Origin of the sequence: Agriterribacter sp. (assembly GCF_035444585.1) — a bacterium.
GTDB lineage: Bacteria > Bacteroidota > Bacteroidia > Chitinophagales > Chitinophagaceae > Agriterribacter.
In genome coordinates, this window is sequence record NZ_DAOMOZ010000009.1 from 1 (window position 1) to 14,923 (window position 14,923).

Consider the following 14,923-nt stretch of genomic DNA (forward strand, 5'->3'; position numbering starts at 1 on the left):
TTAAGATAATTCTGATTGGCTTTTAGCTCGGGATATCGTTCTACCGTTACAAGCAAACGACTCAACGCGCCGCTTAATTCACCCTGCGCCTGCTGAAATTGCGCCATTTTTTCCGGACTAAGATCATCCGCGTTAATATTTACTTTGGTGGCATTGGCACGGGCTTCAATTACTTTGGTAAGTGTTTCCTGTTCAAAATTTGCTGCGCCTTTTACGGTATTAACTAAGTTCGGTATCAGATCAGACCGGCGCTGGTATTCGCTCTGCACATTGCCCCACTTGCCTTTAACATTCTGATCCAATCCTACCATTTTATTGTATCCGCCACAACCGCATCCACCCAATAACAATATGGCGCCTATAACAACAATTAAAACAAGATTTTTCGACTTCATGTGTAGTGTTTTATTTAGTAAAAATACGTATCCAAATATTAATATCCGCAAAAGTTTACCGGGTAGTTTGAAAGAAATCTCCCGCCACCAGGTTGATCTCTTCATTGCTCAGCCGTTGTTTCCCCGAAGCGATTACCACTCTGTAGCGAAAGGTAACAGACTGCCCCTGCTTTAAAGCAAAATTCAGCGTTTCCTTTCCGTTGCTGAATGCTTTTTGTCCTAAAGGATTGGCCGCAAACAATCCATACCCCCTTGCATGCCAGTAGGTGGGATAGCCCGGATTGCGGGGATGATCAATAATAACAATGCTGGTAGTATCATCTCCCTGCTTTCCGTACAGCATACACCACTGTGCCCTGGTGCCCCAGGCAGCATCGCCTTCTTTACCTTCACTGGTAATATAATTTCCCGATGGAGCGCCGTCAGCGCTGCCCTCTACCACAGTTACATTTCCTTTATCGTCCTTAAATTCTTTCTTCTCCTCAGACGGCAGCTCCAACTCATGCGCCAGGCGCAGTCCCAGCATCCCGTCTTTTACATCCGGCATATTTACATTTTGTGCTGCGGTGAGCGTAGTTATCCGGTCTATGATCCTTTTGTTTTCATCGGCCCTGAAAAAATAAGTGGTCGTTTCGTTGAGCAATACCTGGTTTTTCTGATTTTCCCAGGTAGCCTGCATTTTCAATTCTCCCTTTTTGCCACTTTTGGTTTTAACGATCTTCTTTGTTTTTATCCAGCCGTACCTGCTTTTTTTATCTTCGGGAATAGCATAAGAGTTATTCCAGAAATCAAGCCCGTTCACACTTTCATAGTTGAGCCATAAGCCCGTATGGTGAGGGTGATCGGTAGGTTCATTTTTACGTGGGGCAAACGGAAAGCCACGGGTAATCAATTGTCCGTCGGGCGCATATATAGGATACAAAAAAGGTTTTTCAAGCGTGTCGGTATACACCAGTTCTGTAAAAGGTTTGCCATCGGCAGTGATAGTCACTTTTTTTGATGCATCAACCGGTGTTACTTCTATATTATATGCCTGTAACTTATTTTTAGAAGACTGCCCGTAAGCCGATACGGCAAAAATAAAGCACAGCATCAGCATCAATTGCGTCAAAAAAAGGGATTTTCTTTTTTTCATAATTAAACATTTATAAATTAGTACCCTGTAAATTAGTATGCGTTAAACAAACACCGCTCATTATACGGGCAACATCGGTTTCAGATGCTGCAAAATACTATAATCTGTTTTGTTTACAACCTGTAAAAGATTAAAACTACTATTCTTTCACTTAAATTTATTCATCAAAGGATCGCATATGAAAAATTCTCGCAGGGAGTTCATTAAAAAAGGTTCCATGGCCGGTTTGGCCACCTATATGGGCACTATGGGGCTCAGCGCTCAAAGCTATCGCAATATTATAGGTGCCAACGATCGGGTAAACGTGGGCGTTATCGGCTTTTCCGACAGGTTCAGGGGCTCATTGTTGCCTTCGTTCGTTAAACTGCATAAAGAGCTGAACTTTGATATGGTTGCCGTTTCGGATATATGGAAAAAAAGAAGAGAAGAAGGGCAAGCCTATCTTAAACAGCAACTGGGGCATGATATTACGGCCTGCGTAAATAATGAGGCGTTATACGATTTGAAAAACATTGATGCGGTTTTTATCAGTACTGCAGATTTTCAGCATGCCCTGCATACCGTTGAAGCTGTAAAAGCCGGCAAAGACACGTACACAGAAAAACCTTTGGCCGAAACCATGGAAGACGCGAGGGCTGTGCTGAAGGCCGTTAAAGACAGCGGGAAAATTGTACAGGTAGGCTCCCAGAGGAGAAGCGGAACCACTTATAAAGCCGCCTATGACTTTATACAGCAGGGGAAGTTTGGGCCTATTGTAATGGTAGAGCTTATATGGAATGTAAACCAGCCGGGGCGCTGGCGCAGGCCTTCACTGGTTCCTCAGCTGCGTGAAGAAGATACCGACTGGAAACGTTTTTTACTGAACCGTCCGTTCGAAAAATTTGATCCAAGGAAATACCTGGAGTTCCGTTTATTTTGGCCTTATTCTTCAGGCATTCCCGGGCAATGGATGTGCCATCAGATTGATACGGTACATTGGTTTGCCAACCTGCCGCACCCACGCAGCGTAGCCGTTAACGGCGGCATTTATGCCTGGAAAGACGGCAGAAAGAATGCAGATACCTTAACTGCTGTTTTCGACTATGGACCGCTCAGCGATCTATCCAAAGGATTCCAGGTAATTTTTAGTTCTCGTATGACCAATGCAGCAGGAGATGTTAAGGAGATCTATTATTCCAATGGCGGCACCCTCAACTTAGATACCAACCAAATCAGTTCTGAAGGTGGATTAAAGGAAAATCATGCAAAAGCCATGGGGATGAAGGCGAACCTTTTGCCTTCTGTTTCGCTGAATGAGGTTGCCACAAAAGTAACCACCGACGCCAATACCGGCAGCGACGATCTAACGCTGTCGCATGTACGAAACTGGATGGACTGCGTTCGCAGCCGCAAACAGCCCAATGCACCGATAGAAGCCGGCTATAACCATGCCATTGCGGTTATCATGTCGAATGCCGCTTACCGCACAGGTCAAAAAGTTACATTCGATGAAAAAAAACAGGAAGTGATGGCGGGGGGAAAAGTGTTCAAATACTGATCTTAATGGAGACAGGGAGAATGAGAGCAGTGATGAATGTTTGAGGAATCAGCATAATACAAAACAAAAGGTCTGTATTAACAGCAGACCTTTTGTTTTTAGGTTTTATCGCTTTGAAAGCCGTTAAGAAAAGACTGTTTTAATTTCTTTTAAAATGCGCTCACGCTCTTCATCCGTTAAATTAGACCCCGAAGGCAAACACAACCCATCCTTAAACAGGTTTTCTGCTGTGCCATCACCATAAAACGGGGCATCTTTAAAAACGGGCTGACAATGCATAGGCTTCCATAACGGACGGCTCTCGATATTTACTTTATCCAAAGCCAGCCTGACCGTTTCCCTGGTAACAACAGGATGCTCAATAAGCGCCGTAGTAAGCCAGTGGTTGGAGTAATATCCTTCCGGATCGTTTAAAAACCGTATGGCAGCAATGTCTGATAAAGCTTTATTGTACCATTCAAAATTAGTGCGCCGTTGTAAAATGCGCTCCGGTAAAACCTCCATTTGCCCGCGACCGATGCCTGCGCATATGTTACTCATTCTGTAGTTGTAACCAATATGAGAATGCTGATAATGCGGTGCGGGGTCGCGTGCCTGCGTAGAGAGAAAGCGGGCCTTTTCTGCCAGTTCCGGCCGATGTGCAACCATTGCTCCTCCGCCAGACGTTGTAATGATTTTATTTCCGTTGAAAGACAGCACGGAGATCACTCCATAGGTACCGCATTTTTTCCCGTTTATATGACTTCCCAATGCCTCTGCGGCATCTTCCAGTACAGGAATTTCATACTGGTTGGCAATGGCCATGATTTCATTCATTTTTGCTGGCATGCCATATAAATGAACAGGAATAACGGCTTTCGGCTTCTTTCCTTTGGCGATCCTGTCTTTGATCGCTTGTTCCAGAAATTCCGGCGACATGTTCCATGTATCGGGTTCACTGTCAATAAACACCGGCGTTGCGCCCTGGTATGCAATGGGATTAGCGGATGCCGAAAAAGTCATGCTCTGGCAGATCACTTCATCGCCGGGCTTAACATCAAGCAATATCAAACCCAAATGAATAGCCGCTGTGCCGGAGCTTAGTGCCGCTACATGAATATCATTTTCATTTTCAGGCAAAAGAAATCCTGCAATATCTTTTTCAAGTCCGTTTACGTGCGGCCCGAGCGGCGCCACCCAGTTTGTATCAAAAGCTTCATTAACAAATTTCCTTTCATTACCACCCATATGGGGCGAAGAAAGCCATACTTTAGAATGCATTGTATTTGATTATTTAGATAAATGATTTTCTATACTAACCACGTCATGTGCAAATATTCTTTATCCGTAGGAAAAAAAACGTTTAAGGTTTAAAAAAGGTTTTTCTACAAGCCAATAACTGACAGAAGAAATACCAATGGTAAATATTATAATCAGAAGAAAATCCAAAATTATCCAATGCGTTGCAAGGTAATTTTCAATCACGTCAACTGACAAAACATGCCATACATATATACCATAACTTATTGTTCCCAAATATTGCATAACCTCATCCTCATATATCACACACAGTCCAATTATGCTAAAATAGAATATACCCAGGGCGCTGTGTTTAAAAACATCCTGGTAAAAATCATTGAAAAAAATACACAAAATAAAAAACGAAATGCCAATTATCATGCTAATCAGGTACCCCCTTTCATATTTTCTGCTTAGAAGTTTTCTTCGCTCCAAAATAGCCAAAACGCCGCCCAAAACCAGCTGGTCAAGCCTCGTAAAAGTAAAAAAGTCAATCATGTGCCCTAAGGAAAGCATATAATACCGGAGCAACAGCGGCAATAACAATAGTACGCCACTGATATATACCAACCATCTCTGTTTGAATCGGTACCCAAAATATACTACGGCAGGCCATAAAAGATAGAAATGTTCCTCAACAGAAAGTGTCCAGAAATGAATGGGGCCCGATGAATTCCAATTAAAAGTCCTCCCAAAATTCTGAAGATAAATGTAGTAATAAATCTGCCTGTCAAAGAAGGGAGAATAGTGATAAAGTGAACTCAATAAATGGGGCAAATAATAATAGCATACCAGTGCCAGGTAGTAAAGAGGGAAGATGCGTAATATTCTTCTTATATAAAATGCTTTAAAATAACTGTTGCTGTTTATAGAGTTAAGTAAAATTCGCGTAATTACAAATCCGGATAACACAAAAAAAAGCGAAACCCCGGAACTCCCAAACTTGACTATTTTATAAAACAATACTGAATTGAAAGAATTCTCCAGACTAAAAAAATGAGCTGTGATCACCATGAATGCGGCGATTGCTCTAAGCCCATTTAGTGATTTAAAATACTCCAACCTCATAAATGAGTATACCCTATTTTAGCAGATCAGATTCTTTCATAACAATGGGGTAGGCATCTACATCCCTGAGAAAAACATATGGTTCCTTAAAAGTATAATGAGTTGCCTTTGAATATCTGCTTTCTTCGTCAAACAGCACGAGTAATGTATCTAAAGGTAAGTTGGCTCCGCCGGCGGCTATGGAAGAGGTAAAGGCCACATGCCTGATATTAATTTCTGTTATTTTAGGTTTACCATTTACATCTTCTTTGTAATCAACAGTAAATATTCCATTGAGACCTGTGCCAATTTTCTTTGAAATTACATTCAATGCGTCAGCAGAAATATCAACCAGCCGGGGTTCATTTAACAAACGCCCGAATGACGTGTTACCTGTTATACCGGACGGTGCTGTTTTTGCCATGATATATTTTACCCTTTCAGCACACGCGCTAGCCAATAATTTATCATTAAAGTAAAGAAGTTTACATGCCATATTGCGTCCCGGTAAATACTCGGTTGCAATAAATTCTGAAACGTCGGGATTCATTGTAATCCATTGAGTCAATACGTGAGGACTCTCTATCTTTAAAGACCCCAGCCCACTGGAACCTTCAGTACTTCGGACCCAAAACGTCCCACCCAGCTCATTTTTTAAGTTATCAAAAGAATAATATTCGGGTTTTAACTTTAAAAAGCACGGTACATATTCGGTACCATTCAGAAGAGTATGTAATTGATATTTATTTACCAGTTCTTTTGCCAGTCTGTAATCGGGCAAATGAAGCTTTATCGTCCTTTTTAATTTACTATGGTTTCTGGACCACTCCAACACTTCAGTTTCCGGTAAAACTATGGCAGCGTCAATTGCATTTTCTTCTACAACCGCATTCATTACATCCCAGTATTGTTCAGCATCTGCCCGAGGTACCACAAAAGATTTTTCAAATAAATCCCTGTCATAAAGACCATAGGCTAAAGGATTTGAATCTACTCCTATAAATTCAAACGAACTTTTATGCGCACCACCAAAATATTTAACAGCGCGTACAAAAGAACGAGGTGTAGGCCCGCCAACACCCGTTACTAAAATTTTTTTTACAAATGTTTTATCCATCACTATAGTCTCCAAAAAGTAACTTTTAACTTCAACATTAACGATCCATATGGTTATATCATAGATGAATATTGCAAAAATTCTTTTTTATATCCCCTTTGCCCCGGCGACATGCTTAATAAGTTCCAGTTGTGATTTCCTTCAATTAATACCGCACCTTCATTGGTAACTGCAACATCCCATCCTATGGAACGGTTTCCGGGAGTCAGCATTGCGGCCTTAATTACAATCTCTTTGCATTTTCCCCAGTGGGGAATTTCAAATCCAATAATAGGTGTGTGTGTAACAGGGTGGTAATATACATCCGGTTTTGTAATATCCAGGTATACACCCGGCCCATAAATCACCCCTGTTTCTATATCTATTGCAGCACCAAAATTAACTCCATAATGTCCCACAGAGAGGTTGTCCACACTGGAATTAACACTGATTCTTAAAAATGCTAACAATATAATTGCTCTTCCGTCCAGATATTGAGTAACTATTCTTATCGTATTCAAAGCACTTGGTGATAACTTCATTAATGCGTCGTGCTGAACAACATAATGCTCTGCCAAATCAAAATGATTGGCTTCCATTATTTTAATTACAGATTCAGGAATATCGGAAGGGATCGCTATCACCTCAACCTGCTTACCAGCTCCGCCGGTTGAGTTTTTAAGAACCAGCTTTTCTCCGGCCTCTCTCAGGAATTGGATAGCAAATTGTTTATTGCTCTTAAGTGTAGCAAGTGTGGTCCACTTTCTTCCGGAAAAATCATTAAATAATGTCAAAAAATTTATTTTGTCATGCAAAACCATTCGCTGGTCTTTGGGGTTCATCTTTAACTGGTATTCATACATAAACCCGGTGCAAGGGTAGTTGTCCCATTCTTCTTCCGGCAAATCGTAAAACCTGAAAGAAAAATAATCAAGGGGGGAAGCATTATGCTTCAGCATTGTATATATAACATCCTTATATAAGCGGAAATAAGAGATTTTCTTTTTCTTTTTAACAAACCCGGAATACCTGAAAAACAAATTCCATTTGGTTCTGATAAGGTAATAGGGTATATAAATCAACCGTTTAATTATCATCCTGATAATATAAAAATAAGTTAGAACAATATCACCGGTTATTCATAAAAAATGGGACCATAACTGAACGCTTCATCAACTCGAGCTACAGAGGGAACAATGAAAGCTTTGAGTAAACATTAGGGTTTATCGCGATATCAGATAAAAATAGACATTTTTTTTTAAACCTGCAATCCCTTCTTAATATGTCGCATATAATAATAAACAGCTATTTCGAAAGTATGATTTACACAACACATTTACGTTCTTTTCGGCGTTCCTGCAAAAGGGCGCATGGGTATTGTATCTTCGGCATTGATACCTTCTCTCCTGTATACTTTAAATATGGTCAAAAAAATGATCTTTATATCCAGCAAAAAGCTATAGTTGTCTACATACCATACATCGTAATTAAATTTTTGTTCCCAACTGATGGCGTTTCGCCCGTTTACCTGCGCCCAGCCGGTAATGCCTGGTTTTATTTTGTGTCGCCGTTTTTGTTCTTCATTATAGAGGGGTAAATAAGATACCAATAAAGGTCGCGGGCCAATAAGACTCATATCACCCTTTATAACATTTAAAAGCTGGGGAATTTCATCAAGAGAAGTTTTTCTTACAAAGCGGCCTATGGCAGTCATCCGTAAATGATCAGGCAGTAAATTTCCATTTTCATCCTTTTCATCTGTCATTGTCTTAAACTTGATCACCTTAAATATCCTTTCTCCTTTTCCGGGTCTCTTTTGCAGAAAAAAAGGTTTGCCTTTGTTCACAAAAACCAGCCAGATCATTATAATCATAAAAACGGGAAAAGCAAAAACAAAAGCTGCAGTTGCAATAAAAAAATCAAACAGTCTTTTTAAAAACAATTTGTACATACTAATGCCAATGCATTTTGTATCGCAAAAACGAATTAAATCAGGAATAATTGCTTCATAAAAGCGATAGACAGATCAAAACTGTAATACAGTACCTCCCCAGGAATATCCAACTCCAAAGCCGGCAACCTGCACCTTTGTGACTTTTTTTATTTTTCCTTCCAATAAAGCACGCTTCATGGCAATAGGAATTGTTGATGAAACCGTATTGCCGGAATGCTCCATACTCATAAAAAAGTTTTCCTGAGGAATCCTGATCTTTTTACGAAGGTAATCAAGCATAAATTTATTTGCCTGGTGGAAAATATACAGATCAATGTCTTCCTGATGCAGCAGGTTTCTTTCCAGGGTATCTTTTACAAGAGCAGGTACAGATTCCAGTGTGAAATTAAAAATTTCAGTACCATTCATATAAAGGTAATTATCATTAAACAGATTCCCATCTTCATCTTCCCGCATGGTCTGAACATCTGTTTTAGGAAATCGTACCGCCCCGTTTTTTACAATAAGATTTTTAGCGCCCCCGCCGTCTGTTCCAAGTATTACTCTCCCAATCTTTCCGCCGGCGGGATCAGCCGATACCAATACCGCCGCTGCTGCATCTCCAAAAATTGACCTGTTCCCCTTATCATCAGGATGCAGAAAACGACTGTATGTTTCTGCCGTAATAAACAGCACATTCTTAACATCACCTGCCGCAATGAGTCCCCTGGCAAGGCTGATTCCGTATATGAAACCGGAGCAACCCTGGTTAATGTCTATAGCTCCTGCTGCTGAAGATAACTTCAATCTATCGTGCACCAGGCAGGCAGTAGTAGGTAAAAAATAGTCGGGGCTCTGTGTACATAATATCAGATAGTCTATATCATCACCGCGTAAATTATACTCTTCAAAAAGACGCTGTGCTGCGGCCACCGCTAAATCAGAAGTAAATTCATCTTTCGCTGCAATCCGCCGGGTAGATATCCCCACCTTTTGCATAATTTTATCTACACTCCATTCGGGGAAAGCCTTACTAAGCTGCTCGTTGGTTAAAGAACCTGATGGCAAATAATACGAAACAGCCGATATAGACGCAAATGAATTACCAGACATATAATTTATTCTCTCTTATATTTCAATTAGCTCGGGAACAATGATATTGTTAAATGTAGTATAAGCAGTACCCCACGATAGTCCGACTCCAAAACCGCAAAGCAGCAGACGGTTTGTTTTTTTCCGTAAATCTTCTCTCATTTCAGTAACCATTGTAAGCGGTATAGATGCGGAACTGGTATTTCCAAAATGCTTAAGTGAATAAGGAACTTTATTTTCCGGAAGACTTAATTTTTTCCGGATTTTTTCATTCATCATTCTGTTGGCCTGGTGAAAAACGGCATAATCAATATCATTATTTGTGATATTCAGATGCTCCATCAATTTTTTACAGGTTTTGGGTGCTTCGCTTATGCCAAAGGAAAAAACATCAAACCCGTCCAGATGTAAGCTATTAGGGGTTCTGATCAATCCCTCATCGTTTTTATATTCCGTCAAAGATTTGTTTGAAAAGCGATTTCGAAAGCCTCCTTCGGGCACAATAATGGCTTTATAGCCCGATCCATCGGTAGCCATATGAAAATAAATCCCTTCAGATCTTTCATCATACTCCATAATCGTTGCCGTACCCGCATCTCCAAATAACATACTACTGCTTTTATCTCTTGGATTGGGAATTTTTGATGCAGTATCGCCAACCAGTAAAAGTCCCTTTTTCATCTGCCCTGATGATAAATAAGAAGCAATTAAATTTAATCCGTACACATAACCGCTGCATCCCAATGGCACGTCGAAAGCCAGTGTTTCTTTATTTAACTGTAACTTATCCTGAATGATACATGCCGTATTGGGCAAAAAATAATAATCCGGGGATTGTGAAACAAATACAAGAATACCAATGTCATTTTTATCCACGTCAAGTTCCTCAAGCAATTTTTGGGCAGCCGCAACACACAAATCTGAAGTGCACACTTCTGTTTCTGATACCCTTAACTCTTCTACGCCCACATTATTGATAAATGCATTGATTTCGTTCAACGAAAAAAACGTATTATCTGCGTTTTTAATGCTATTCCCCGGCACGCAAGCGCTAATGCCTTTTACAGCTACGTGTTTATTATGAAGTAAAGCCATATAAAAATTAATCAAGTAGTTTGTACCTTCCCCCGTCAAGCGTAATAGACTGACCGGTCATCCATCGTGAAGCATCAGACAATAAAAAAACCGCGGCGTTTGCCACGTCTTCAGGAATGCCATAGCCGAGTGGATATTGTTTCATGTCCTTTTCAACCACTTCTTTTGAAAGCATGTCTTCCATTTCCGAAGCCATAGCAGTTTGTACCATACCCGGCTCTATGGTATTAACTCTTATCTTTTGTGAGGAAAGCTCATTGGCAATAACTCTGCTGCCCGCAGACATAGCCCCTTTGCTTCCTGTATACAATAACGACGATTTTGTTCCCACCTGCTGAGCTACCGAGGAAATCAGTACAACAGAAGAATTTGCGTTTCTTTTGATCTTTTTATGGCGCACTACCTGAGCAAGCAATAAAACCATTGAAAAATAATTGACATTCATTACCTCTTCAAGGTCGTGGCGTTTAATGAACTTCAGCGGAGCCAGTCTTGTTATCCCGGCAGCATATACAAGCCCGTTTACCTCGGGCATTCTCAGTGTTATGTCTTCAATATCAGCATCTAAGGATAAATCAGCTTTAATGTAAGACGCATTTCCCGCACCTAGCTCGTTCTCCATTTCCTTAAGACAATCCTCTCTTCTGGCAACTCCTATTACGCTACCACCGGAAGCTACCACCGCCCTGCAAACACTTAAGCCAATACCCGACGAAGCTCCGGTTACCAGAATGGTTTTACCTTCAAGTGAAAACGGAAATCTTACTTCCATGCAATCAGTTTCGAAATTTTGACATTCTGTTCTATTTTGCAGCCACTCTTTCAAACAACTGCTCAATGGTATCTGTCTCTCTAAGGTCGGCGCCTGTAATCTTTTTATTATAATTTTCATCCACCATAGCAATAATCATCAGAGCAACCATTGAACTCCATTCATCCATTTCCTTAAATTTTGCGTTCATGGTAAAAGCAGAGGGGTCGGTCTCGTCAAATTGTTCTGCAAAAGATTGTAAAAACTGATTTTTATCCATATTAATTAACTTGCGTGTTGAAATTGTTGTATTCTGTCTTATTTATTATTCAATAAAGTTAACAATCTCAGATTGGATTGCTCACATTCCTGTAGACATAGCAGGAATCCCCATATAATGCCCGCTGTCCTTAATGCTTTTAAATAAAACAGACATGGGTGCTATCACATTTCCGTTTCCTACTTTTTTATATTGCAGGATACCGGAATTCATGCCAAAATCGTTTTGATCTCCTATCTCCACCCCGCCTGAAATAAGAGTTGAAGTGGCAAATGTATTATAATTACCGATAACAGTATCATGTCCTACTCTTACACCCGCATTAAAAACATTATAATTACCAATTTTATTGTCGGCAGACAAAGATGAATACGGCTGAAGAATATTACCAACACCAATAACCAGGGATTTAAAATGTAAGAACTGACATGAAGGATGGAAAAGATTTGGAAAAGTTAACTTATCAGAATAAAGCTTTTTTAATATAGAAATGATATTATGCGACTTACCGGCAGCTATGATCACATCTATCTCCTCCCGTGCCTGATTCAGGTCATTCATATTGCCAAGCACTCTGAAGTCCATAAAAAACTTTCCTTTAGGAACATTGTCGTCAAAAAAACCTATGAATTCCCATTTCTCCTCAATTTTGTTAATATCATTTATAGTCAGATATATCTCTTTCGAAAACCCGCCGGCTCCGGCAATAGCAATTTTCCTCATCTTAGTTTGTTTAGTTCTTATAATCATAGAAGGGCGAGGGTGGAAAAGTAACGGTGCGTCTAACATTCAAGGCTTGCCGCCAGCAAAAATATAGAAAAACAGTTAGAGCTATGTATATCGTTATCACTATAATATACTATCCGGAAGAAAACCCCTTCACCTTTCTCAAAAATCGCCTAACCTGGAGCTTTGTCCAGCTTACAAGCTGGCGAAACTGGATGCTTTGGGGAATGAAAAGATATGAATACCAGTTTGCTATTTTTCTGTTATGAAAAGCAATTTGAACGGCCCACTTTAATTTGCCTTTAATAAGGTATTCCAAAACCTGGCGATGTACAAACCTTTTATAATACCTTTTTTGATCTTTATCCTTATAACTTTCCGGCGGAATATTATAAAGCCATAGTGCCTGGGGCCTGTGAAGCTCCGTCATAGCGCTGTTTTCCGCATCCAGCCTGTACCATACTTTAGCTTCCGGGGTTGCTGCTATGCTGGTTGCTCTGCCCAACCGGCCCCACATATCATAATCTTCTCCCCGCCGGATAGTGGTGTTGAAGTATCCAACTTTATCAAAAGTGCTTTTCTTTACACATACAGACGAAGAATGCATCACGGGTGCTTTGTACACCTGTTTAAAAAAATTCCGGATTATTCCGCGTTTGGGCGCACCAAACACATTTAATGTAGTATTATTATATTTACATGCATATCCGGTTGCATAACAATCCGCATCCGGATAATCAGTGATTAATTTATTTATTGTTTCCAGGAAATCCGGTTCCCAAAGATCATCCGCATCCAAAAATGCAATATAGTCATACCTGGCCAGCAGTATGCCCTCATTTCGACTACTTGATATACCGCCGTTAAGTTTGTCCACAATTTTGATCCTGTCATCCTTTATATTTGCCACAATCTCGCGGCTGTTATCGGTAGAGCCATCATTGACAACCAACAATTCAAAATCTGTAACCGTTTGGTCCATAACCGTCCAAATGGTATTTTTAATGCTTTTTTCTTTATTGTATAAAGGTATTACAACCGAGAACATAATTATAAACTATATTTAATATATTAACCACAGCTTCGCCTTCTGAGTCCCAAAGCAAGACACGTATAAGATTAACATTCTTAACGTATTGGCAGCTGAAAAATGATGCGATTCCAACTCAATATTATTTGTTGCTAAAGTTTTGCGGAACCCGATCAGGTTGCTAAATTGTTTTATTCCTTTTAATCCCGGGCTTTAATAAACACAAATTTATACCCAACGCTATTTTTTATGCTATTACTTATATTATTTTTTTGTAAATGAACATAACAGGTTCTTTTTATATCTATATCCCCCCTCTGTACTTCTGAGAAACACTTGCGATTTCTCTTCTATGATGTTGATATATAATAAATTCTAGCGAATATAATATGAGGTTTGAAAAGTAGCTCTATCTTTGCGCCTCTGATAGTTATGCAGCCAGTATCCATATATGGGTTAATGCAAAATACATTTTTTTGAGACCCCAACGAAAAGCCTGCTCCTGTCTTTCCACTTATTTTTCTATAAACTCTTAAAAGATATGGGCAGTATCCACATATTTGATGCTAAACCTGCGTTATTGCTTTGAATGTCAGTAACATTAAAATGGGACTGAGCAGGCGAAGCTGTGTAAATTATCACCAGGGTAACAAATGTTTTTTAATTATATTAGGTAAATGCTCCACTTTTCACCGATACTAAATTCTTTAAACATACATCATATATGTATAAGTTACCGTTCTTCTTCTCCATTGCTCTTCTGTTCTTATTCAGTTCATGCCGAACGGGTAAGGAGCTGGCATTGTTCCAGGATCTGAACTCCGCGCAGGATGCCAGGGTACAGCAGGTCAGAACCGCAGCCTTTGATCCCCTCCGCCTGCAGCCCGACGACCAGTTGCAGATCGTTATCAGCAGCATCAGCCCCGAAGCTTCCCAATTGTTCAACCTCATGGGTTCGGCTGTTATTACCGGCAACAATAACAACACACAGAACATGCAAAGCGTTTATACCGTGTCGCCTTCCGGTAACATTACCATCCCCGTTATCGGGGACGTAAAAGTGATGGGATTAACTACTGATGAAGCCAAGGCAGAGATCAAAAAGGTGGTAAGCGAATACCTTAAAGATGCTGTTATCAGCGTGACCCTTATCAACTTCCGTGTTACTGTAATGGGAGAGGTCAACAGACCCTCCACCTTCCAGGTAGCAGGTGAAAAGATCAATGTGCTGGAAGCCATTGGTATGGCAGGAGACCTTACCGTTTTTGCCAAACGAAACAATATCAAGGTCATCCGTAAAGCTGCTGATAAAGTGGAAGTGGCCCATCTCAACCTCAACAACAGCAGCGTAATGCGCTCGCCGTTCTATAATCTCCGACAAAATGATGTGGTGCTCGTAGAACCCGGTAAACGAAAAGGGCTCCAGGCTGAAGGACTAAATATCATTATCCCCGCAGCAACCAGTATCCTGTCTCTCATTATTGTTGCCCTTACCCGGTTCCGTTAAATATTCATCTTTATTTACGCT

General features: G+C 40.3%; 15 protein-coding genes. 2 read left to right on the forward strand and 13 right to left on the reverse strand.

The genetic code is table 11. The annotated features are described in order from the left end of the window. Both PLH26_RS01730 and PLH26_RS01735 read right to left on the reverse strand, forming a co-directional pair. A partial coding sequence (locus PLH26_RS01730; RefSeq protein ID WP_324584250.1) for a LemA family protein occupies positions 1-395 on the reverse strand: 395 nt, incomplete at its 3' end. A 55-nt stretch (positions 396-450) separates the two neighbouring features. Then, positions 451-1,530, reverse strand: coding sequence for a DUF6807 domain-containing protein (locus PLH26_RS01735; RefSeq protein WP_324584251.1), 1,080 nt, complete (start codon positions 1,528-1,530; stop codon positions 451-453). A 178-nt stretch (positions 1,531-1,708) separates the two neighbouring features. Between PLH26_RS01735 and PLH26_RS01740 the strand changes: the two genes are divergently transcribed. After that, positions 1,709-3,067, forward strand: coding sequence for a Gfo/Idh/MocA family protein (locus PLH26_RS01740; RefSeq protein WP_324584252.1), 1,359 nt, complete (start codon positions 1,709-1,711; stop codon positions 3,065-3,067). A 123-nt stretch (positions 3,068-3,190) separates the two neighbouring features. On the opposite strand, the gene PLH26_RS01745 is transcribed toward PLH26_RS01740, so the two are convergent. From PLH26_RS01745 to PLH26_RS01790, 11 genes are all read right to left on the reverse strand, one after another. Next, the gene (locus PLH26_RS01745; RefSeq protein ID WP_324584253.1) at positions 3,191-4,327 is read right to left on the reverse strand and encodes a DegT/DnrJ/EryC1/StrS family aminotransferase; all 1,137 of its coding nucleotides are present in this window, start codon (positions 4,325-4,327) and stop codon (positions 3,191-3,193) included. 60 nt (positions 4,328-4,387) lie between these two features. Further along, the gene (locus PLH26_RS21685) at positions 4,388-5,413 is read right to left on the reverse strand and encodes an acyltransferase family protein (protein ID WP_502876356.1); all 1,026 of its coding nucleotides are present in this window, start codon (positions 5,411-5,413) and stop codon (positions 4,388-4,390) included. 13 nt (positions 5,414-5,426) lie between these two features. Next, positions 5,427-6,524, reverse strand: coding sequence for an ATP-grasp domain-containing protein (locus PLH26_RS01750; protein WP_324584254.1), 1,098 nt, complete (start codon positions 6,522-6,524; stop codon positions 5,427-5,429). A gap of 38 nt (positions 6,525-6,562) precedes the next feature. Beyond that, positions 6,563-7,585 carry a sugar-transfer associated ATP-grasp domain-containing protein gene (locus PLH26_RS01755; protein WP_324584255.1) on the reverse strand — a complete coding sequence of 341 codons (1,023 nt, stop codon included), beginning with the start codon at positions 7,583-7,585 and terminating at the stop codon, positions 6,563-6,565. A gap of 239 nt (positions 7,586-7,824) precedes the next feature. Next, a complete protein-coding gene (locus PLH26_RS01760; RefSeq protein WP_324584256.1) occupies positions 7,825-8,439 on the reverse strand; it encodes a sugar transferase in 615 nt (204 codons plus the stop codon). A 75-nt stretch (positions 8,440-8,514) separates the two neighbouring features. Next, complete coding sequence (locus tag PLH26_RS01765; protein WP_324584257.1) at positions 8,515-9,534, reverse strand: 3-oxoacyl-ACP synthase III family protein; 1,020 nt, start codon at positions 9,532-9,534, stop codon at positions 8,515-8,517. A gap of 15 nt (positions 9,535-9,549) precedes the next feature. After that, on the reverse strand, positions 9,550-10,608 hold the full coding sequence (locus PLH26_RS01770; protein ID WP_324584258.1) for a 3-oxoacyl-ACP synthase III family protein: 1,059 nt from the start codon (positions 10,606-10,608) through the stop codon (positions 9,550-9,552). A 7-nt stretch (positions 10,609-10,615) separates the two neighbouring features. Continuing rightward, the gene (locus PLH26_RS01775; protein ID WP_324584259.1) at positions 10,616-11,380 is read right to left on the reverse strand and encodes an SDR family NAD(P)-dependent oxidoreductase; all 765 of its coding nucleotides are present in this window, start codon (positions 11,378-11,380) and stop codon (positions 10,616-10,618) included. 31 nt (positions 11,381-11,411) lie between these two features. Continuing rightward, positions 11,412-11,639, reverse strand: a complete 228-nt coding sequence (locus PLH26_RS01780; protein ID WP_324584260.1) for a hypothetical protein — start codon at positions 11,637-11,639, stop codon at positions 11,412-11,414. An 81-nt stretch (positions 11,640-11,720) separates the two neighbouring features. Next, on the reverse strand, positions 11,721-12,362 hold the full coding sequence (locus tag PLH26_RS01785) for a PglD-related sugar-binding protein (RefSeq protein ID WP_324584261.1): 642 nt from the start codon (positions 12,360-12,362) through the stop codon (positions 11,721-11,723). Positions 12,363-12,498: 136 nt separating this feature from the next. Then, positions 12,499-13,413 (reverse strand): glycosyltransferase family 2 protein, encoded by a 915-nt coding sequence (locus PLH26_RS01790; RefSeq protein ID WP_324584262.1) that lies wholly within the window; start codon positions 13,411-13,413, stop codon positions 12,499-12,501. 706 nt (positions 13,414-14,119) lie between these two features. On the opposite strand from PLH26_RS01790, the gene PLH26_RS01795 reads away from it, so the two are divergent. After that, positions 14,120-14,902: a polysaccharide biosynthesis/export family protein gene (locus PLH26_RS01795; protein ID WP_324584263.1), complete on the forward strand. Its 783-nt coding sequence runs from the start codon at positions 14,120-14,122 to the stop codon at positions 14,900-14,902. Positions 14,903-14,923: the final 21 nt, after the last annotated feature.